At 69.7% G+C, this 20,161-nt stretch carries 15 protein-coding genes and 1 pseudogene; 9 read left to right on the top strand and 7 right to left on the bottom strand.

Annotated features, from left to right (window positions below; all coding sequences use genetic code 11):
- Window positions 1-225: 225 nt before the first annotated feature.
- From ABT238_RS37210 to ABT238_RS37195, 4 genes are all read left to right on the top strand, one after another.
- Window positions 226-459, top strand: a complete 234-nt coding sequence (locus ABT238_RS37210; RefSeq protein ID WP_350806343.1) for a hypothetical protein — start codon at window positions 226-228, stop codon at window positions 457-459.
- Between the two features lie 67 nt (window positions 460-526).
- Window positions 527-1,381: an IS5 family transposase gene (locus ABT238_RS37205; protein WP_350806340.1), complete on the top strand. Its 855-nt coding sequence runs from the start codon at window positions 527-529 to the stop codon at window positions 1,379-1,381.
- A 150-nt stretch (window positions 1,382-1,531) separates the two neighbouring features.
- Window positions 1,532-2,302 carry a hypothetical protein gene (locus tag ABT238_RS37200; protein WP_350806335.1) on the top strand — a complete coding sequence of 257 codons (771 nt, stop codon included), beginning with the start codon at window positions 1,532-1,534 and terminating at the stop codon, window positions 2,300-2,302.
- Between the two features lie 291 nt (window positions 2,303-2,593).
- Entirely contained in the window at window positions 2,594-4,078 is a 1,485-nt protein-coding gene (locus tag ABT238_RS37195; RefSeq protein ID WP_350806349.1) for an NF041680 family putative transposase, read from the top strand.
- Between the two features lie 9 nt (window positions 4,079-4,087).
- Here ABT238_RS37195 and ABT238_RS37190 read toward each other — a convergent pair whose 3' ends face one another.
- Window positions 4,088-4,765: a hypothetical protein gene (locus tag ABT238_RS37190; protein ID WP_350806330.1), complete on the bottom strand. Its 678-nt coding sequence runs from the start codon at window positions 4,763-4,765 to the stop codon at window positions 4,088-4,090.
- Between the two features lie 659 nt (window positions 4,766-5,424).
- On the opposite strand from ABT238_RS37190, the gene ABT238_RS37185 reads away from it, so the two are divergent.
- Together ABT238_RS37185 and ABT238_RS37180 are read left to right on the top strand one after the other, a co-directional pair.
- Window positions 5,425-13,266 (top strand): ricin-type beta-trefoil lectin domain protein, encoded by a 7,842-nt coding sequence (locus ABT238_RS37185; protein WP_350806328.1) that lies wholly within the window; start codon window positions 5,425-5,427, stop codon window positions 13,264-13,266.
- Window positions 13,267-13,294: 28 nt separating this feature from the next.
- Complete coding sequence (locus ABT238_RS37180) at window positions 13,295-13,741, top strand: hypothetical protein (RefSeq protein WP_350806325.1); 447 nt, start codon at window positions 13,295-13,297, stop codon at window positions 13,739-13,741.
- A gap of 103 nt (window positions 13,742-13,844) precedes the next feature.
- Here ABT238_RS37180 and ABT238_RS37175 read toward each other — a convergent pair whose 3' ends face one another.
- The 3 genes from ABT238_RS37175 to ABT238_RS37165 all read right to left on the bottom strand — a co-directional run bounded on the left by ABT238_RS37175 (window position 13,845) and on the right by ABT238_RS37165 (window position 15,863).
- On the bottom strand, window positions 13,845-14,492 hold the full coding sequence (locus ABT238_RS37175; RefSeq protein ID WP_350806321.1) for a hypothetical protein: 648 nt from the start codon (window positions 14,490-14,492) through the stop codon (window positions 13,845-13,847).
- A gap of 391 nt (window positions 14,493-14,883) precedes the next feature.
- A complete protein-coding gene (locus ABT238_RS37170; RefSeq protein WP_350806319.1) occupies window positions 14,884-15,318 on the bottom strand; it encodes a hypothetical protein in 435 nt (144 codons plus the stop codon).
- Window positions 15,319-15,398: 80 nt separating this feature from the next.
- On the bottom strand, window positions 15,399-15,863 hold the full coding sequence (locus tag ABT238_RS37165; RefSeq protein ID WP_350806316.1) for a hypothetical protein: 465 nt from the start codon (window positions 15,861-15,863) through the stop codon (window positions 15,399-15,401).
- 347 nt (window positions 15,864-16,210) lie between these two features.
- On the opposite strand from ABT238_RS37165, the gene ABT238_RS37160 reads away from it, so the two are divergent.
- Both ABT238_RS37160 and ABT238_RS37155 read left to right on the top strand, forming a co-directional pair.
- A complete protein-coding gene (locus ABT238_RS37160; protein WP_350806313.1) occupies window positions 16,211-16,552 on the top strand; it encodes a hypothetical protein in 342 nt (113 codons plus the stop codon).
- Between the two features lie 207 nt (window positions 16,553-16,759).
- Window positions 16,760-17,338 carry a DUF6417 family protein gene (locus ABT238_RS37155; protein WP_350806308.1) on the top strand — a complete coding sequence of 193 codons (579 nt, stop codon included), beginning with the start codon at window positions 16,760-16,762 and terminating at the stop codon, window positions 17,336-17,338.
- Window positions 17,339-17,524: 186 nt separating this feature from the next.
- Here ABT238_RS37155 and ABT238_RS37150 read toward each other — a convergent pair whose 3' ends face one another.
- The 3 genes from ABT238_RS37150 to ABT238_RS37140 all read right to left on the bottom strand — a co-directional run bounded on the left by ABT238_RS37150 (window position 17,525) and on the right by ABT238_RS37140 (window position 19,798).
- Window positions 17,525-18,598 (bottom strand): YaaC family protein, encoded by a 1,074-nt coding sequence (locus ABT238_RS37150; RefSeq protein ID WP_350806304.1) that lies wholly within the window; start codon window positions 18,596-18,598, stop codon window positions 17,525-17,527.
- Window positions 18,599-18,691: 93 nt separating this feature from the next.
- A complete protein-coding gene (locus tag ABT238_RS37145; RefSeq protein ID WP_350806300.1) occupies window positions 18,692-19,024 on the bottom strand; it encodes a hypothetical protein in 333 nt (110 codons plus the stop codon).
- A gap of 114 nt (window positions 19,025-19,138) precedes the next feature.
- Window positions 19,139-19,798, bottom strand: coding sequence for a DciA family protein (locus tag ABT238_RS37140; protein WP_350806297.1), 660 nt, complete (start codon window positions 19,796-19,798; stop codon window positions 19,139-19,141).
- Between the two features lie 91 nt (window positions 19,799-19,889).
- On the opposite strand from ABT238_RS37140, the pseudogene ABT238_RS37135 reads away from it, so the two are divergent.
- Window positions 19,890-20,161, top strand: a pseudogene (locus tag ABT238_RS37135) (hypothetical protein); the annotation flags it as partial.

The following is a 20,161-nucleotide window of genomic DNA, read 5'->3' as shown; positions in this document are numbered from 1 at the left end:
CACGGCAGCGCGCGGCGCGCCGCTTCGGCGGCCTCGGCCCGCGCCCGGCGCTCGGCGCGGCGGGCATCGGCCTCGGCGCGCCGCTGCTCGGCCCGTCCGCGGTCGTCGCGCCCACCGGATGCCCGGCTGACCCTGCGCGGGGAGCACGAGGTGGTGAGGGTGACGACGTAGCGGGGCATCGGCTGACCCCCGCCTGCGCGGGGAGGACGTCGCGTCGCTTGTCAGATGATCTGGACCAGGGCGGACGGCTACAAGTTCTGCTCCGACCCCACCGAGCTGCAGGCCGTCGAAGTCGCGGTGATCCGCGAGAAGCTCACCGAGATCCGCCGCTTCATCACCGGCATCGTCGCCCCGCACCTCGCCCTGCAACCGAAGGGCCGGTGGGTCAAGCACCTGAACACCCAGCTCAACTCGGTGGAGTCCACGCTCGAAATGATCGCGGACTACAGCGACGTCTGACCGGTCCGGGTTCCGGACGGCCCCGCCGTCCGGAACCCGGACCTTCGCCATGAGGGGAGGAAGGCGCATGGCCCGGCGCCGCTGCTATCCATCGGACACCTGGGACGACGAGTGGGCGCTGATCGAACCGCTGCTGCCGACCCCGGCCTGCGAGACGAAGGCCGGCGGGCGGCCGGAGAAGCACCCGCGCCGGGAGATCGTGGACGCGATTAGGTACGTCGTGGACACAGGATGCAAGTGGCGCGCGCTGCCGAAGGACTTCCCGCCCTGGCGGACCTGCTACGGCTTCATGGCGCGCTGGGCGGCGGCCGGCGTCGTCGGGCGGATCCGCGACCAGCTGCGCGAGCGGGTTCGCCGGGACATGGGCCGGGCCCCGGGCGCGGTGGCCACGGTCATCGACTCGCAGTCGGTCAAGGCCGCCGAGACGGTCGGGAAGGACTCGCGCGGCTACGACGGCGCGAAGAAGATCAACGGGAGGAAGAGGCACCTGGTCGTGGACACGAAGGGTCTGCCGCTGTTGGTCCTGGTCACCCCGGCCGACATGACCGACCGTGACGCGGCGAAGGAGGTGCTGTTCCGGCTCCGCTTGATGCACCCGGAGATCACGATCGTCTGGGCCGACTCCGGCTATGCCGGACAGCTCGTGACCTGGGCGAAGAAGTACCTGAACCTCACCCTCAAGACCGTCAGCCGGCCCAAGGACGCCAAGGGGTTCGTCATCCTGCCCCGCCGTTGGGTGGTCGAACGGTCGATAGTGTGGATCATGCACGCCCGCCGACACGCACGCGACTACGAACGCCTCATCCAGCACTCCGAGTCGCTGATCACCTGGGCCGCGATCACCATCATGACCAGGCGCATCACCCGGCGTCAGTCGCGCCGGGCCGGTCAGCCCGCCTCCTGCGAGGCTCAGCGGGACTGATCGTTCTCACGGCGGTCCGAGCCACCTCGGCGAAGTCCCGACCGCGGACTGCGCGCGGCATTACTGTCCCACGGTATCAACCGGCCTGTCAGCGGATCCCCCGACCCGGCTCCGCAGGCACCCGCCGCAGCAGCGTGCTTGAATCACCGGATGATCGACTGGTCCACTCTGCACGACGCCTACGGCTCGGCTGCTGCGATACCCGGGCTTCTGGAACGGGCAGTCGATCGTGATCAGGACGCGATCAAGCGACTCTGGGGACGCTTGTGCCATCAGGGGACGATCTCTTCGGCAAGCATTGCCGTGCTGCCGCGGCTGGCGGACATCGCCGAGACCACCGCCTCCGGAGACTGGGCGCTCAGCTTGGCCGGCGCCATCGCGGGCGGCCTGCTCCAAGACCACCACGGCGCCGACGAAGAGGTGGCCCGCCAGGAGCGCACGCTGGCACGGCTACGGGACCTGGCCACAGCGCGCCTGGCACCCGGCCAGGACAGCCGAACCTACCTCGGCTTGCTGCAGGCGATACTCGCCTTCGATCGCCGACCCCTGTGGTCCGAGACTCTGGACGACTTCACCGACTCCTTCTACGACGTCGCCTGCCCGCACTGCCACGCAGCCGTGACGATCGCGATCGGCGGCTACGGCTGCTACTCCTCGATCCGGGACTGGGACCTGGGGGACGTCCACCGGATCCCGCTGAGGCCGGCCACCGCAGACACGCTGACCGACGTCGGGAGGATGCTGCACGAGATGGCTGAACGGGACGGACAGACAACGCTCGCCTGGGGCCTCACGCACCTGTTCGGCCGGGCGGAGTGCCCGCGTTGCGGAAGCGTCTTCGGCATCGCCTCGGAGTATGAGGCCGCGAACGCACCCGCCTCGTGGGACTTCGCCCGTCGCCACACCACGGACACCCTCTGATCCCCAGCGAGGCGTTCGAAGACTTCCGGCCCCACCGCGGCGGCCGGCCAGCTCTTCCTCCTCACCACACCGGCCCAGCTCCTCGGCTGATTCCGGCTCTGTTCGATTCCTGACCTGCGCAAACGCGCCCGGGACCTTTAGACACAGGCACTTATCTTGTGATTTATCCAGCGGCCTCGAACAAGCTGGCCCGGTGATCACTCGTTCGGGTGTCTGCGGGACGTGGGCACGGCCTTCGCGTGATCCTGAACTCGACTAAGGGTTACAGGACTTGACGCGAAGGCCGTGCTGGTGATTGTGGTGGAACAGGGTGTTCAGGGCGAGCCGTTCGCCGAACTGTCACGCTTCCGGGGGGCCTTCTACGACTGCCTGACCGGGCGGCGCGACGCGCTGTTCGAGCTCACCGACGCGATGCTGTGCACCGATGGCCCGGTGAAGACCCTGGTGGGCCTGGCACTGGCGCCCGAGCACCGGCGCGGGCACGGAGCCCTGTACGGCGCGCTGAACCGGGGCCGTCTCGACGTCGACCGGCTGCGGGCCGAGCTGGCCGGCCTGCCGCTGCCCCGCGCCGCGGGCGGCCGCCTGGTGCTCGCCGTCGACGTCTCCCCGTGGCTGCGGCCGGACGCCGGGACCTGCCCGGACCGCTCGTTCTGCCACACCTACGGCCGCGGCGATGCCAAGCACCAGATGATCCCCGGCTGGCCGTACTCCTTCGTCGTCGCGCTGGAGACGGGCCGCACGTCGTGGACGGCGATCCTGGACGCGGTACGCCTGGAGCCCGGCGCCGACCTGGCCGCCGTCACCACCGCCCAGCTCCGCGACGTGGTGGTCCGGCTGATCACGGCCGGGCAGTGGAAGGCTGGCGATCCGGAGGTCTTGGTGGTGATGGACGCCGGCTACGACGCCCCGCGCATTGCGCACCTGCTCGGCGACCTGCCGGTGCAGGTCCTCGGCCGGCTCCGCTCGGATCGGGTGATGCGCCGACCCGCGCCGACCCGCGCTGAGTGGGACGCGGCCCACCCGGCCGGGGGCCGGCCGCCCAAGCACGGCGGCGAGTTCGTCTTCGGCGACCCCGCCACCTGGAGCACCGAGCAGGCGGTCACCACCACCGAGACCCGCCGCTACGGCACCGCCGTGGCCCGGGCCTGGGACCGGCTCCACCCCCGGCTGACCCGCCGCGCGGCCTGGCTGGACCACGGCGGCGAGCTGCCGCTCCTCGAAGGCACGGTGATCAGGCTGGCCGTCGAGAAGCTGCCCAGCGGCGGGGTGAACCGCCCGGTCTGGCTCTGGTGGTCGCGCACCGGCGCCAGCGCCGAGGACGTCGACCGCTGCTGGCAGGCGTTCCTCCGCCGGTTCGACCTGGAGCACACGTTCCGCCTGCTCAAGCAGACGTTGGGCTGGACCCGGCCCCGCCTGCGTGACTCGGCGTCGGCCGACCGGTGGACCTGGCTGGTCGTCGCCGCCCACACCCAACTCCGCCTCGCCCGCCCGCTCGTCGCCGACCTCCGCCACCCCTGGGAGCGGCCGGCCGAACCGAACAGGCTCACCCCCGCCCGGGTCCGGCGCGGGTTCCGGAACCTGCACACGAAGGCCCCCTCACCAGCGCAAGCGCCGAAACCCACCCGCCCCGGACCCGGCCGGCCGCCCGGCCGCAAGAACCAGCGGCCCGCCGCCCGCTACGAGGTCGGAAGAGTGCTGGCCACCGGCGAGGCGTACGCCCGGCCCACCCACCACAAGAAGGGGACCAAACCGAGAAGGACCGCTACGGAGAGCTGAACGCACTGCTCAGCGCACCGGAACAGGTGTCTCCGCGAGAACGCCGACGCCGCGTACTCGCATCGCCGCGGTCAGAGCGAGCGGACTGACGCCCAGGGCCGACGCGATCTCGGGGGCCATGTCGAACGCCCGCCACTTCCACTCCTCCTCGGCCTCCCCGTTGCGCTCGCTCGCCTCCCAGGCGAGGGGCAGGCCGATCCGCTCCCGCTCGGTCTGTTCCTGCACAAGGGGTTGTCCCAGCGTGAGGAGTCCGTCCTCGGCCTCACCGGTCTCGCAGTACCGCCGCATCACGACCCCGTGCTCCGCGATCAGCCAGGCCGAGCCGTCGTTCTGTGTACCGAAGTAGTACGCCTGCGCGGCTGCGTAGCGGGAGCTGAGGTCGACACACAGACGCAGGACTTCGTCGCTTCTGTCGCTGCTGCACGGATCGCACCACGGGCCGATCACCAGAGTCCATCCCTCGATCTCAGGACTCACGTACACCCGGGCCATTCCATCCGGATTGTCCTCGGCCTCTCCGTGTCCGTCCTCGTCGATGACGACCTCGGCCTCGGCGAACGTCACGGGTACGGGTCGGGTGAGGCCCAGGGAGGCAATGACTCCCGCTTGGTCCCCGGTCGGTACGGCGATCCAGTAGAGCCAGCACGTCGACAGCGGCCTTGGCTGGTCGTCCCTCGCGATTTCCACGACCACAGCCTGCCATTCCAGGTCACACCTGTTCGACGCCGGGTGTTAAACGGCAAGCTTATCGAGGCGGCGCGGTGGATTCGTGGAGACGGCGGGCGCGGGCGGCGTGGGCAGTCTCCTCGGTGGCCTGTCGATGGTCGCCTGATGGGCGGACTCGGGATTGTGCACCGCCAGTTGTGGTGCTCACGCAACAGTTGCTCGCGTCGAGCCAGGAATGCTCCCGCGTTGGGATGGCAGGCCTTCCCTCACCTCGCGATCTAGCCACCGAGTGGGCGTATGCGTTCATGACATAAGCAACTGACTATGGGATGGGAATTGCCCAATATAACACCTCGAAATATGCAAATTCCCCATCGGTGGACAATTTAGACAAAGAGTGCAATTGTACAACAATTGCCACTAAATCGAGTTTCAATAACCGCGAGTGTTGAATCCGTTACTCAATCGTCACCCTGGGGGCTTCCTTGGATTTCACTGAGAGTGAGAGGTTTGTGACTCGGTTCTGAGCGAACCATTTGAGTACATGCCATCTCTTCGAGAGAGTGTTGATGAAACGACGGTCTTTAGCCTCGTCCGGTCTCACCGGCGGGGCCTTTTCAATGCGTTGGATACGCCGCCTGTCCACAGCGTTGACGCTCGGTCTGCTGGTTCAGACCGGTGTGGTCGCCGACGCTCTGGCGTCTCCTCAGTCCGGCGCGGGCACCGCGCCACAGACACCCCAGACCGCTCCCGCGGCCCCTTCGACCGAGGCACCCGACGAGGCGTCGGCACTGCTGGCCGCGCGCCTGCAGGGCCGCCGGATCGAGGTCACCAACGCCCGCACCGAATTCGTCACCCTGTGGGCGAACCCGGAAGGGACGCTGACCTCGGAGCGGTCCGTCGGCCCGATCCGGATGAAGGTCGGCGACGCCTGGGTGCCGGTCGACACCACGCTGGTGCAGACCCCGGACGGCAAGGTCGCGCCGAAGGCGCACCCGGAGGGCCTGGTCTTCCAAGGCGGCGATGCCGGGGTCACCGTCGGCGACAGTGTGCCCGCAACCCCATCGGCCACTTCGCCGACTTCTTCCGCTACGCCGGATCCGGCGGCCACACCGACGCCTTCTGAGAACGCCTCCCGCGCCGCGGCGCCCTCGGCAGCCCCGACCACTCCGTACGCCAATCCGCCTGCTGCTCCCGAGGCCAAGCCGGCCGAGCGCCCGTTGGTGACGATCGGCCCGGATGGCAAGCAGGTCTCGTTCAGCTGGCTGGGCCGGTTGCCGCAGCCGAGGCTGGAGGGCAGCAAGGCCACCTACGTCGACGCCCGTCCGGGCGTGGACCTGGTGCTGCAGGCGACCCGGACCGGTTTCGAGCAGTTCCTGATCGTGACGGACCGTTCCGCCGTCACGCAGGCCGGATCGGTCACGATCCCGATCGACACCACCGGCCTTGACATCGCGCCGCAGCAAGACGGTTCCATCCAGCTGCTGGACAAGGGGACCGGCAAGCCGGCCGTCAGGATCCCGGCGCCGGTGATGTGGGACACTGCGGTGGACCCGGCCTCGCAGGAACACCTCAACCGTGCGCCGGTGACGATGCAGGTGCGCGGCCAGGGTGCGGACACCGAGCTGGTGTTCACTCCGGACGCGGCGTTCCTGGCCGACCAGAAGACCCGGTTCCCGGTCACCATCGACCCGGTCGTGGACATCGGCGCCACCTTCGACACCTACGTCCAGAACAACGAGAACGTCGACGCCTCCGGCTCCGACGAACTCAAGCTGGGCAGCTACAACGGCAGCGTCAAGGCACGTTCGTACCTGACGATCCCAGGCGGCGACTTCAACGGCAAGCAGATCATCGACGCCAAGCTGCACCTCTACAACTTCCACTCCTCCTCCTGCACCCCGAAGCAGTGGGAGGTCTGGGACGCGGGCGGCGCCGCCTGGTGGACCCGCTGGGGCAACGAGCCCCAGTGGGGCCAGATGTGGACCCGGACGTACGAGACCTACGACGTCGACGGCGGGGACTCCCACCACTGCACCGCCCAGGACGGCTCCGGCTGGACGAACACCGACATCACGGCGATGATCCGGCACTTCGCGCAGTTCAACTCCGGCGACTACGGCATGCTGCTGAAGGCGACGGACGAGAACAGCGACCTCTCCTGGAAGAAGTTCGGCTCCGCACAGAGCGACGTCCCGCCGTACATCTCGATCACCTACAACACGGTGCCGACGACCCCGGCCACCGTCCAGGTGCAGCCCTCCCAGCCGGGAAACCCGGCGTACACCCCGGACGCCAACCCGCGGTTCCAGGTGCAGGCGGCCGACGCCGACGGTGACCAGGTCAAGGTCGCGTTCGACCTGTTTCGCGCCGGCACGTTCGTCAACCGCATCGTGAAGGACACCCCGAACGGCGCCATCGCGACGGTCCGCGCGTCCGACTTCGGCATCGCCCGGCTCGACGAGGGCGTGCAGTACTCGATCTGGGCACTGCTCGACGACGGCAAGTCGCAGTCGAGCTGGACCGGCACCCACCTGATCGCGGACACCGTGAAGCCGGGCAGCCCGACGGTCACCTCCGCGGACTACCCGTCGGACGGGCTCTGGCACGGTGCGGCGAACCAGGCCGGCTCGTTCACCATCACCCCGGCCGCCGGCACGAACGACCTGGCCGCGTACGTCTACACGCTGGACGGCGGCTCGCCGGTCACCTTCCCCGCGACAGCCTCGGTCACCACGAGCATCACCCCCACCACCGAGGGCCGGCGCGTGCTCAGCGTGCAGGCCAAGGACCGCGCTGGCAACCTCTCCCCGCCCACGGCCTACACCTTCCAGGTCGGCCAGGCCGGGATCAGCTCGCCGGTCAACGGCACCCAGGCGGCCAAGCGCGTCAAGCTGTCCGTCGACGCGCAGACGCAGTTCAAGCGGGTCCTCTACGAGTACCGCCGCGGCCCCGGCGCCACCGAGTACACGGTGCCCCGGACCAACCTGACCAAGGCCGACAACACCCCGGTCACCGAGGACAAGCCGCGTCTGGCGGACCTCGGCCCGCACGCCAACTGGAACGTCCTGGACACCCTCGGCAACGTCGGCGGCGTCGTCCAGATCCGCGCCAAGCTGTTTCCCGAGGACGGCTCCGGCGCCGGCTACGCCACCGTGTGGAACACCATCACGGTGGACCGCAACGCCGACGGCGCGGCCGGAGCGGGCATCGGCCCGGGCTCGGTCAACCTGCTGACCGGCGACTACTCCACCGACGTCACGGACGCCAACGAGTTCGGCATGTCGGTGACCCGCACCTCCTCCTCGCGCGGCACGGACCGCGGCTGGCAGCCGCAGGGCGAGCGCCTGGCGGCCAACCAGCGCCAGATCGGCACCGACACCGCGGGCTTCACCCCTGGTCCCGCGGTCATCAGCCGCTCGACCGTCCGCGGTCACGACAGCTCCACCGACTCGCTGTCGGTGAAGCCCAACGGCAACTCGAACTCCTACACGGAGATCGGCCCGGGATACTCCCTCGGCCAGAACATGCAGCCGGGGAAGACCTACCGGCTGACCGGCTGGATCTACGTGCCCGGTTCCACCGGCCTGAACCCGGACCGCGCCGACATCGGCCTGCGCCTGCAGGGCGTCCACCGCACCCCGGCCGGGTACGGCGAGGTGCTCTCCCCGAAGGCGTCGTTCACGGACGGCTGGCAGCAGCTGTCCGTCGACATGACCGTCCCCAAGGACGCCACCGAGGCCTGGTTCCGCCTCATGAACGGCTTCGCCGCGGCGGACAAGGAGGTCTTCTTCGACGACCTGTCGCTGAAGGAGATCGTCGCGCCGTTCGGTCCGCAGTGGGCCGGCGGCCCCGACGCGGGCACTGGCTCGGACTACCGCGCGCTGTCGTTCCCGCAGTCCGACCTGGTCGAGATCAAGGGCAACGACGACACCTCGCTCACCTTCGCCAAGGGCGCCGACGGCACCCTGTTCCCGGAGCCGGGCGCCGAGTCACTGTCGCTGAAGGCCGTGCCGGCCACCAGCGGCGCCCTCGTGCTCGCCGCGACCGGACAGTGCCTGGAGGTCCCGGGCGGCGCCGCCAACAACGGCACCAACCTGCAGGCGGCGCCGTGCACCGGCGCCGCGAACCAGCAGTGGACCCGTGACGACCAGCAGCGCTTCCAGATCCTCGGCAAGTGCCTGGACAACCCCTGGGGCGTGAGCGCCGACAACACCCGGGTCGTGCTCTGGGACTGCAACGCCGGCACCAACCAGAAGTGGGAGGTCCTCGCCGACGGCCAGATCGGCAACCATCAGTCGTCCAAGTGCCTGGACGCGAACCTGGGCGGCACCATCTGGACCTGCTGGCGTGGCCCGAACCAGGTCTGGGACGTGCAGACCGCCGGCACCACCTACGAGCTGTCCGAGCTCGACGGTTCGAAGACGGTGTTCGCCCGCCAGGCCGGCTCCAGCATCTACCAGGTCGTCAGCGACATCGGCCCGGAGGCCGCCTCCGCCACCCGCTACCAGTACGACACCGCCGACGGCCGCTCGCTGGTCAAGCGCGTCATCCCGCCGGTCGAGCCGGGCGTCGACGACGCCAACCACTGCACCGTCAACCCGCTGCCGCGCGGCTGCGAGGTCATGGAGTACGACTACGCCAAGGTCACCACGGCCACCGCGACAACGCCCGGCGACTTCCTGGACCGCATCCGCGGCGTCAAGGTCTGGTCGTGGAACCCGACGACCTCCCAGCAACAGGCCGTCGAGGTCGTCCACTACGCATACGACGACAAGGGCCGCCTCTCCCAGGTCTGGGACCCGCGCCTCACCCAGCCCCTGAAGATCACGTACAGCTATGACGACGCGGGCCGGGTCACCCGGATCGGTGCCGCAGGCGAGCTACCGTGGAACTTCGACTACGGCAAGGCCGCGGCGGACCAGGACCCGGGCAGGCTGCTGAAGGTCCGCCGCGCGGCCCTGGCCCAGGGCAGCAAGGACCAGGTCAACGGCGAGATCGCAACCAGCGTCGTCTACGACGTGCCGCTCACCAGCGGTACGGCCGGCGGCCCGTACGACCTGTCCGGCGCGGAGGTCGCCAAGTGGGCGCAGACCGACGCTCCCACCGACGCCACCGCCGTGTTCGGTCCCGAGGACGATCCGGGTACCAACACGGCCACGGCGGCCAAGCCGGGCAAGGACGGCTACAAGCCGGCCACCGTCCACTACCTCAACGCCTCCGGCAACGAGGTCAACACCGCCACCCCGTCCATCACCCCCGGCGGTGACATCGACACCACCGAATACGACCGCTACGGCCACGCCGTCCGCACCCTGGAGGCCACCAGCCGCGCCATCGCGCTCGGCACCCACCCCGAGGCGGACCAGTTCGCCGCCGAGCTGAACCTCCCGGCGGACTCCGCGTCCAGGGCGCGCCTGCTCGACGCGCGTACCACCTACAGCCCCGACGGTCTGGACGTCGTCGAGACCCTCGGCCCCGTCTACCGCGCCTCGCTCGCCGAGCAGGTCAACGGCCAGACCACACCGGTCACGGTCACCTGGGAGGCGGAGAAGCTGCCCCAGCTCGGCGCCAGCGCGCCGGTGCGGGTGATCAACGACAACGGTGCCCTCTCCTGGTCCGGCGGAGCGCAGCTCAGCCTGGCCGGCACCCAGGCCGGCGTGTTCGACTCCATGAGGGTGAGCGTGCCGGAGGAGGGCGACTACCAGCTCTCCGGCCAGCTGACCCGGTTCAGCGACCACGGCATCGTGCAGTTCGCGATCGACGGGCAGAACCTCGGCCAGCCGATCGACACCTTCGACGCCAACGCGGCCGGCTCGACCGCCCCGTACACCGTCGGCCAGTCGATCCACCTCGCCCGTGGCGACCACGAACTCAAGGTCACCGTCACCGGCACCAACCCGGCGAGCCAGGGCGAGCGCTACCACGCCGGCCTGGACACCGTCACGCTGACCAAGACCACCGTCAACCCGACCCTCCCGGCCGGGACCTCGGTGGTGGCCCGCGACCACAACACCAACACCTACGACGAGAACAAGCCCGACGGCCAGGCCTACCACCTGGTCACCACCCAGACCGACGGCGCCCGCATCGACGGCTACGCCGACGACGTCGAACTGCGCGTCACCAAGCAGGGCTATGACACGCCGATCGGCGGCGCCTCCGGCTGGACGCTGAAGACCCCCACCTCGGTCACCACCGACGCGCTCGGCGCCAAGCTGACGGCTGTCGTCAAGTTCGACGCGAAGGGCCGTGCGCTGGAGTCCCGCAAGCCGGGTTCCACCGGGACCGATGCTGGCACGGTCAAGGCGGTGTACTACACCGCTGGCGCCAACCCCGACGATGCGGCCTGCGGCAACCGTCCGGAATGGGCGGGCCTGCCCTGCGTCAGCGGGCCGGGCGGTGCGATCACCGGTGCGGACGCGGCGCGGATGCCGACCACCCTGCCGGTCAAGCGGGTCACCCGCTACTCACCGTTCGCCGAGCCTGAGGAGACCACCGAGACCAACGCCGGCAAGTCCCGCAAGACCGTCACCGTCTACAACGAGGTAGACCGGATCGTCTCCATCGAGATCACCTCGGACGAGGGCAAGCCGCTCCCGAAGGTCACCACCGAGTACGACCCCGCCACCGGCGACATCGTGAAGACGACGGCCGGCGGCAAGTCGCTCACCCGCGTCTTCGACGCGCTCGGCCGACTGATCTCCTACACCGACGCCGACGGGGCGACCACCACCTCGGAGTTCGACAAGTTCGGCAAGCCGGTGAAGGTCACCGACCCGACCGGCTTCACCACCTACACCTACGACCGCGCGAAGGAGCCGCGCGGCCTGGTCACCTCCGTCAACGACAGCGTCGCCGGCGAGTTCACCGCCAAGTACGGTCCGGACAGCCAGCTTGTCGAACAGACCTACCCCGGCGGCATCGTCCGCAAGGACACCACCAACGCCGTCGGCGAGGCCACCAGCCGCACCTACACCCGCACCAGCGACAACAAGGTCATCTGGGCCCAGACCACCGACATCTCCACCCAGGGCCAGGTAGCGAAGGACACCAGCTCCACCGCCACCCGCACGTATCAGTACGACCGGCTCGGCCGGCTGGTGAAGGCCGAGCAGTCCACGGTCGCCACCGGCTGCGTCACCCGCCAGTACGCCTTCGACGCCCACTCCAACCGCCTGTCCAAGCAGACGTCCCCCAAGGGCGCGTCCGGCCAGTGCAGCCCGGACGGGGCCACGGCGGAGAACCACACCTACGACAGCGCCGACCGCCTCACGGATGCGGGCTTCTTCTACGACGCCTTCGGGCGCACGGTGAAGACCGCGACCGGCGCGACCAACACCTACTGGGCCAACGACCGCGTCGCCGCCCAGGAGACGGGGGACACCAAGCAGGAGTGGGCCGTCGACGCCGCCCACCGCCTGACCGCGTTCACCACCAGCAAGAAGCAGGCCGACGGATCCTGGGCCGGCGCCACCTCCAAGCTGAACCACTACGGCGACGATGGTGACGAGGTCCGCTGGACCGTCGAGGACAGTGCCCAGGGCATCCTGACCCGCAACGTCTCGGGCCCGGACGCCGACCTGGTGGCCACTACCAGCAGGACCGGTGACGTCCGGCTGCAGCTGACCAACCTGTTCGGCTCGGTCGTCATCACCACCGACACCACGCTCACCGCACCGGTGGTCCTGGATTTCGACGAGTTCGGCATCCCGCAGGACGGCCAGGCAGGCGTCCGCTACGGCTGGCTCGGCGGCAAGCAGCGCTCCGCCGAGGCCCAGGACGGCGACATCCTCATGGGTGCCCGCCTCTACAGCCCGGCCCTCGGCCGCTTCCTCCAGATCGACCCCGTCCCAGGCGGCAACGCCAGCGCCTACGACTACTGCACCGGCGACCCCGTCAACTGCACCGACCTCGACGGCAACTGGGGCATGCCCAAGTGGCTCAAGAAGACGGTCGAAGTCGTCGCCAAGGTCGCTGAGGTGGTCGCCACCGTCGTACCGGGTCCCATTGGTTCCATAGCCGCCGCCGTTTCGTCAGTCTCCTATGCCGCCACCGGTAACTGGGAAAAGGCCGCCGAAATGACGGTCATGGTGGCAGCGGCGGCAGTGGGCGCAGGTGTCGCCGTGAAGGCGGCTGTTACGACGGTCAAGGCAGCCCGCGCCGTGAAGCTGTCAAACAGCTTCACGAGGACGGTCAAATACCCTAACATTCGCACACAGAACAACCGGCTTTACAACAAGGTCGACAAGATCGTCAAGCAGCACGGATTTAAGCAGCAGAATGATCTGGATGGCCCCCTGTGGGCCACCGACCGGCCGAACGTATACAAGAATCGCGCACTCATGACCCCCGAAAAGCGCAATGACGTCCGAATGCGCTTCACAAATCGGGAACTCAGGACAGTGAAGAAGTATTTCACCAAAATCGACAAGCTTTCCCGAGCAAGGGGGCAGAATAACTATAACGCCAAGGAGCGGGCGGAGCTGATGAGGTACTACATCAAGGGGAAGTACCGCTAAACAAAGGGGAAGTGCCGCTATAAAGCTGATGGCGCGGAATGACCGCAGTTCAATTGCCGTCATTCCGCGCCGTCGCATGGGAGGGCTCAAGCAAGGGGTCTATGAGCGGCCAAGAGAAGGGGTCGCAGGTCTTGGCAAAACCACCACCATGAGGCATCATGACGACATGTTCTCTTGGATTCGCAATCGACGCCACGAAAGGCAGCGGGCTCGAGAAGCTTCATGGGTGGAGGAGCGGACGGTCTTGACGGCGGAATCCGACTGTCTGACCGTGGTCTTCGAGCCGATGGGAGCCATTTATGAGATTGAGCCGGGAGAGACTCTGACCATAGTTTTCAAGGGACCGCCTACCCATCCTGGAGAAATCAAACATCGAGCGGACTACACTTCGGCCTCTCCGGGCCTCGCGGGCTACATGATGGCATTTGACTCAGAAGGCAATGAGATCGACGTTAATACCGGGGCGCCCTACTGAACTCACTGCTTCTCGTAGTCGGTGAGGTCGCCGTGGGGTAGCTCGAAGGTGTCGGACTCAGCCAGCGGCATCCTCGATGGCATCCCCGCGGCCGACGGCGGGGCTATATGACACCGCCGTGCCCCGCCCGCACCTGCCGGGCCGTCGCGTCGGATACACCTGCGCTATCCGACGCGATACGGCTTCGAGGAGCGTTCCGGCGGAGACAGCTACGGTGCTTGGGCCCCGCGGGCGCAGTCTCCACCAGGCGCAGGTCGGTCGACACCTGCATGAGGTGGTCCGGACGGGACCTCGGCCCGACCGCCAGCGCCGCGCCGCAGCGGTTCACCACGTTCGTGAGGCTTCCGACCTGCGACCATTTCACAGCTGTCCCGAGCCAGCCGAGCTTCGAGGAGTTGATGGCCAGGCTCAGGAAGAACAGGACCAGGGTGCTGCCCAGCAGCAGGCCGACCACCCCCGCCACGACGGGGCGTGCTGGGGGGAACAGCGACCTCAACAGCCGCCCGGCGGCGGTTAGACCGAGAACACCGGCGAGCACGAGCAGCCAGGCCAGCAGGTTCGTCCAACCCTTCCGGTAGCCGTAGGAGGTGCCCCAGAACGCCTGCCGAATCTGAGGCGGAACCGGTCCCGGCAGCCCAATGCGGCGAAGCGACTCCTCAAGGACCCGCGAGGCCTCGTTGGCGGCCCCACGCGCACCGTGCCGGAGCCGATGGCTGATCCGGTAGTTGACCGTGGATACCCACTCACGCATTGTCTTCCCCCTGCGTATCTACAACCAGATCACGAGGGTGGCACGCGCATGGCCCGGGGGATGGTCGTTCGGGAAACCGGCGCCGCTGGTTCCGTCCGGCCCGCTTCGCGGACCGCGGATCATGGAGGGCCGACGAGGCAACCGCACACAGGTCGGATCGGAGCGGCGAGCACCACCGATTCGGGCGAGTCGGGATCGCCCTGCCTGCCGGGGACGGGGCGCCGTACGCTGATGGCCGGGCCCCTCACGTCGACGAGCGTGAGGGGCCCGGCCATCTCCGGGGTGGGTGAGCACGGCGGTTCCCTTCTGGTTGGTGATCCGCTGGGGCGCGGATGGTCACGGCGCTTCGAGCGGCTCGGGCGTCGGGCCGGCGGTCCCCGGGTGGCTCCCGTCAGCTGGTGGCCCGGGCGGCTTGCACGGCCGCTGCCCGGGAGACGGCCCGGCTCTCGCCGGGCATCCAGTGCCAGCCGGCTTCGGCGTAGACCTGGACGAACTCTTCCAACTCCTTGTCCTCGTAGCGCAGCTTGGCGTGCACCACGACGATCACCCCCGGCTCGCGGTCGTCGCCGAGCGGGCGCGGGTAGTGCTCGACCACCTGGACGATGTGGAACGGGTAGCCGCCCCGCGCTGGCGCGATGTACGGCTGCTCGTGCATCGGCCCCACCAGCAGGCTCACTGCCGACAGCGAGTCCCCGACCGCCGGCACCGCCAGCGCGTCGAACCCGTCCTCCTTCACCACCGAGCAGACATACCCCTTCGATTCCCCCTCCGGCCCAAGGGCCGGCTGCTCCCAGAAGTCGACTCGTACACCGATCGTGATTGCCATGGCCGCCATCCTGCCGCCCCACGATCTCGCACGGGGCCGAGACGTCCATGCTTCACCCGAAGCGGGCCCCGGCCCCGGTGCTACGGGGCCGGGGTGCCGATGGTGTCGTCGATCAGCACCTCGGGGGCGGGATCACCTGCGCCGCGAGCCGGCGTGATGGTGTCCAGCGCGCCGCCGATCGCCTCGTACACCCGCACGGACGCCTGCTTGTTGTCCCGATTGACCGATCCGGGCCCGGGATGGGCGCTGGCGTCGAGGAACTTCATGTAGGTCACTACCTGGGTACCGGTAAGGTTGATCCGCACCAGCCCGCGGGCTCCCCGGTCGCCGTCGAGACGCTCGACCGGCACCTTCTTCAGGTCGTCGAAGGGCTTCGTGTCCTTCCACAGGCCCTCGGGCATGATCAGCGAGACGCTGGTGACGCCAGCCGCCTTGGTGAGCCGGGCTTCCTGGGAGGCCGGTGTCCGGGTGCCGCAGCCGGCCAGCAGCAGGACACCGAGGACGCCCGCAACCGGGCGCAGCAGCAGATGATGGGTGATCTTCACGCGGGTCATGGTCGCGGCCAGCGGACTCGCCGGACCGCCGACCAGCCCGAAATCACCCGAAGGCGTGCAGTCTTCCGGCCCGTGGTTGACGCGGATGTCTCGCGGTTCAGGCCGCCAATGGCGCGCCAATCCGGCACCCCGGCGAGGCCCAGACCGGGGCGATGAGCTGCCCAAACCCCACCCGGTGGCGGGCACAGACCGCAGCTTCGCCCGCAGGGCGGGCCGCAGCCGCGCGACGCCACCGCAACCCGAGCCGGGCCGCACGGGTCCGGCGTAGCTTCCCGTACGGACCAGCCCGCCCGGCCTGAGCACTCGGCCAGCTCCGGGCCTTCACCATCGGAGGAACCATGACCATCGCGGAGTACCAACACGGCTCCGGCCTGATCTTCGGGGCCACCGCCGTCGTCGTGGCGTGGACGGTGGTCGCGGCCGCGTTCGCCATCCTCGTCCACCACGTCTCGAACTGCACCGCCACGTCGGACAAGGCCCCGACGGTGGACGTCTCCCCCAGAGACATCCACCTGACCCTGACATCCGTCGCCTGCGTGGCAACCGTGATCGGGGCGTCCATCACCGGGTACGGGGCCCTGTACAGCCAGGGCGGCTGGGCCACGCTGTGCGCCTGGGTGCCATGGCTGGCTCTGCTCGTGGGCGGCCTCTACTTCCACCTGGTCCACCGCAAGTGGTGACCCCGGCTACGCACGCCGCGCCGGTGAGGTCCAGCACCGTCGACGAAGCAGGGAGACAACGCCGCGGGCCGGCGCGGCCGCGCGAAGGCCACCGCAGACGAATGCGCGCGTCACCAGCCAGCCCGGTGTGACCTGTGAACTTCGCCGTACAGCACAGCGGAGGTCCTGGCAGGATGACGCGCGGACGCTACTCTGCGGGAGGGAATTGTGACGCTACGCCAGGACGAGTGGGCCGTGCTGGAAGACCTGGCAGGCCACGACGGGGACAACTGGACAACCGGAACACAGCTGCTCGGAAAGCAGTCCCGTGCCAGAGGCATCACGCGTGGTCTGGCCGGGCACGGCCTGTGCGAACTCGCCGACGACGACATCCTCGACGCCCTCGCCACCGACAGCGCCCGGCCGGGCTGGGCGGCACGGATCACCCAGTTCGGCCGGACCGCCCTGGCCTTCCGGGCCCTCCAGACAAAGCCTGAACCCCAGCCGGAGCCAACACCGGGCCCGACCCGGATACAGGTCCGCGGCACCAGCATGGACACTCTGAAGAGCGTCCTCGCCGCCGCCGAAGCCGGCACCCTGCCCGGAATCAACACCACGGCCCTGCGCAACGCGCTGGCCGGCTCCCGCCCGGTCCCTGGCTCCCGCCGGCACACCTTGAACCCCACCGACAGCGAGCTCGCGACGATCCACACCGTCCTCCACCTGGAATCCCTGGCCCGCGACGCCACCGGCTACCACCAGCTCCTGCGCCAGCTGCCTTTCGGCTTCACCATCCCGAAGGCATAAGGCAGCCCGCCCGGCACAGGCCGGACCGCAGCAAACCACGGGAAGCGGGCGGGCAGGAGGGTCTCTCCCTGCGTGTACGTGCCGGACCGGCAGCACGGCCACGGCGAGCGAGGCTGACCCCCCGCGCCCGCGGGGGTGATCCGGCTGGCTCCAGGTCGACCTCGACGGCGAGTTCCGCACCGGCGGTCAGGCAGCGACCTCGTCGAGGGTCTCCGCGATCACGATGGGCAGGACTCGGCGGGCCTCCGCCAGGAGCCGTTCGATCGGCACCGCGTGGACGCTCTTGTCGACGTCGATGTGGCGGGCCCACTCCGCTGGCTGGTAGCGGACGAGGTCGGACAGCGCGTGCATGACCGCCCACCAGGCCATCAGCGGATGTATGCCGTGCGTCGATCCCCAGATCGACGGGGTGAAGTACCAGTCGCCGTCGTGGCGCCGGGTCACCTGCCGTAGCCGGTCGAGGTACTGGTCCCGGGTGAGGACGCCGCCGTCGGGCGCGAAGAAGGTCACCGCCATCGAGCCGGATCCGTCGGCTTCCCGCTCGTAGCGCCGGTCCAGACGCTCCTCGCCGTCGCGGCGCCACCAGCTGATGTCCGGACCGTGGGCGCCGGGGAATCGGGCGAGGTACTCGCCGAACGCGACGTCCCGGTCGGAGGCGTCGAGGACCCGGGCGGGAAGGCCTCCGATGCGGATGCCTCCTTGGAGGTGCGGCTCCGGATGCAGATGGTGGTGGTCGACGAATAGCGGCACCACCCGATCCTCGCCGTCCTTGGAGAGCGGGATGTCCCTGCTGATCGGCAGGCAGTCCCACAGCTCGGCGAAGGTGACCGCCTTGTCCACCCACACCGGCGATCGGAGGAGACGGGAGAGGCGGACGAAGCTCCCGTTGTCACCGCGCGGCCTGGTGGGCGCCAGCACCGCCGGCAGGTCTCCCTCCATCGCCCTCGTGTTGATCCCGTGCCCGTTGAGCTTCCACTTTTTCCCCTCCAGGTCCCAGGCCGCGGCCGCGATCGCCCGGCCGGCCTGGCTCAGGCCGTAGAACAGCAGCAGCGGCTGCGTCGCCGTGCCCACCGCGTCCGCCGCCCGAAAGTACTGCTCCGCCTGCTCCAACGCCGTGCAGAAGACCTCGCGCCGCCAAGGCCTCGGGGCATCGCCCGGCTGCGCCGCCTCGGGGCCCGGTTCGGTCGCCCGTCCGGGCGGCGCGGAGCGGGCCCCGCGCAGCGCGTTCCACGCGTCCTGGGTGGAGGTGTAGATGACCATGGCCGGACGCTACTCGCCCACGGCCACCCGGAGAAGCGAGTATCGGCGGCTGCCGGCACTGCGGTCGGCCGGGTACCGGTTCCGTACAGCGCCTCAGCTCTGGTTTCGCCGGCGGAGCTCTTCGAGGATGGCGGTCTGCCCGGCGACGACGCTCTCCAGGACCCGGCTGTGCTCGCTCTGACCGGCGACGAGGACACCGACCGCCTGAGCGAGGCCCTGAATGGCCTGTCCCTGTTCGAGCTGAGTCTCGCGCAGCGCGTTCAGGACCTGGGTGTGGGCACGAAGAGCAGTGCGCATCTCGGCGGTGTCCCGGTCCGCCATCGCCGCGAGCGCGCGGGTCTGCGCCGACTCCTCGCGCAGCCGGTCCACCTCCGCCTCGAGCGCGGTCAGCCGCTGGCGCACCTCATCCATGCTGTTCTCGCTCATGTTCTCCATTGTCCAGGTCCCTCCCGATCAGCCGCAGTCAGCGGTTGGCTTCGTTCAGCGTAGCTGCGTGTTGTCGCCGAGCGTGACCGCCCTGAGCGCCCCGGGATTGTCCGTTCATGCCGCACTGGCACGGGATACCGCACGCCCGGCGGTGCGCAGCGGGATCGCCCCGGCCCGGGTGACGCGGGCGACAGCGAGAGCGGCCTGGTGGCGCTCGCGCTGCCGGCGGTCGTGCTCTTCGCTGTCGGCGGCCGGGGTGCTTTCGAGTGCGGTTCGGTGGGCGTGTTCGGGTTCGCGCAGCCGGTTGTAGTGCCGGGTCAGGATGGCTTCCCGCTGGGCGGTGGCTTCGTCGAGCGCGGCTTGGCGGGCGAGGGCCTGCTCGCGCATCTGGCGGCGTAGTTCCTGGTAGGCGGTGTGGTCGGCGAGCGGGTTGCGGGCCAGCGCGGTCGGTGCGGGGCGGGGAGCGGACCGCTCGTCGACATCCTGCTCGGCCCGCGGTGCGGGGGCGGGGCCGACGCGGACGTCGATGGCGGTCACGGTGCAGGGCCGCAGTCGGTGGAGGACGGTGAGGACGCGGCGGTGGTGAAGGCGGAGTTGGGCGGCCCAGGCCGGGGAGTCGGCGGTGACGCGCAGGCGGCGGGTGGTGGGGTCGTAGCCGGCGAGGTGCCAGTGGGTGGCGGCGTCGGGGCCGACGATCGTGGTCCAGTGGTCGCGCAGGCCTCCGCCGGCGGTGCCCAGAGTCCAGCCGTGGGCGGCGACCAGGGCCAGGAACACCTCGGCGAGGAGCTCGGGCTCGCTCGGTCCGCGGCGCGCGGCTGCGGCCGGACGGGTCGCGCGGGCGGTACGGGGGGGCGGGCGTGTTGCCGTGGGTGCGGGCGGCCTGGCGGGCGGCGCGCAGCGCGGTGCGGGCCAGCCGGGGGAGCGCGTCGGCGCGGTAGGCGGCGACGGCGTCCCGGGCGGCCTGCAGGTCGGATCCGAGGACGTCCTCGCGGCCGGCGTCGGCAGGTCGGGCGGCGGCCATCGCCGCGCGCAGCTCGGCCTCGGTGCGGCGGGCGACGGTGTTGACGTCGCGGTGGTCGGCGAGGTCGGCGGATGCGGCGAGGGCCAGGTCCACGCACTCACCCACCACGGTCCGGA

Origin of the sequence: Kitasatospora sp. NPDC001527, from assembly GCF_040298605.1 — a bacterium.
In the GTDB taxonomy this organism is placed as follows: domain Bacteria; phylum Actinomycetota; class Actinomycetes; order Streptomycetales; family Streptomycetaceae; genus Kitasatospora.
Note: the sequence above shows the minus strand (reverse complement) of the source record. Positions and strands in the feature narration are given on the sequence as shown.